Origin of the sequence: Anaeroplasma bactoclasticum (assembly GCF_003550015.1) — a bacterium.
Classification (GTDB): Bacteria; Bacillota_I; Bacilli_A; order Acholeplasmatales; family Anaeroplasmataceae; genus Anaeroplasma; species Anaeroplasma bactoclasticum.
The window spans coordinates 1-1008 of record NZ_QXEV01000058.1 but is presented as its reverse complement, the minus strand read 5'-3'; the positions used below and the strand labels follow the sequence as shown (position 1 = coordinate 1008).

The window sequence follows — 1008 nt, the reverse complement described above, 5'->3', positions numbered from 1 at the left end:
AGTAGAGTAGAAAAATAAATATTTTTCATATTTATTCTTCATCCCCTCTCACACCACCGCATCGTGCCGTTCGGCAATGGGCGGTTCAATTTATAAGTTTAAATTCAAGCTAAATAGTAATCTAAGGCGAAGACTAATCCTCTTCGTCCTTTCTTTTTATTTGGTTGTGCTAGTCTTTCTTTTGATATTGCATTTTGAAGTATTTTAGAATGTGCGACAAACATATATCCTCGCCTACAAAATGCTAGACCTCTTGCCTCATCTTTAGAGTAGCCACATTTAACAAGATTTTCTATTCTTGCTTTTGATACTTTCCACATTTTCCAAATAATTATTCTTATCCTTGTACGTAGATGCCTATCAACTTCTTTTAAGAAGGATTTCATTTTGGAAATTCTAAAATAGTTTACCCATCCTCTAATTAACCAATTTAATCTTTCAAAGCGAGTGTCTAAAGAAATGCTTTCGCTACGTTTTGTCAGGCTCTTTAGCTTTCTTTGAAATTTCATTTTGCTGTCAATATGAGGAACGCTATCATAAGTATTATTTTTAATATCTTTATGGAAACCAAATCCTAAATACTTTAAGTCATTGGGTTTACATATTTTAGTTTTTGTCATATTAACTTTTAGTCCTAATTTCTTTTCAATGAAATGTGTTATTGATTCCATTACTCTATTTGCTGCCTTTTCACTCTTGACTAATATAATTGTGTCATCAGCGTATCTAGTAAAGTGTAGTCCTCTTGCTTCTAATTCTTTATCAAGCTTATTAAGCATAATATTTGATAATAATGGTGATAGCGGTCCACCTTGTGGTGTTCCAATTATAGTATCTTCATAATTACCCTGTATCATCACTCCAGCTTTTAAGAATTTGTTTACAAGTGAAACCACATTCCCATCTTTAACTACATCACTTACCATACGTAATAATCTATCGTGTGGTACATTATCAAAGAATTTCTCTAGGTCTATATCAACTATCCAATCATATCCATCATTAAAA

1 protein-coding gene is annotated in these 1008 nt (G+C 31.8%); it reads right to left on the bottom strand.

Going from position 1 to position 1008, the window contains the following annotated elements:
• Window positions 1–104: 104 nt before the first annotated feature.
• Window positions 105–1008, bottom strand: a 904-nt coding sequence (locus tag EI71_RS10010) for a reverse transcriptase domain-containing protein (protein ID WP_162849956.1), incomplete at its 5' end; no start/stop codon positions are given.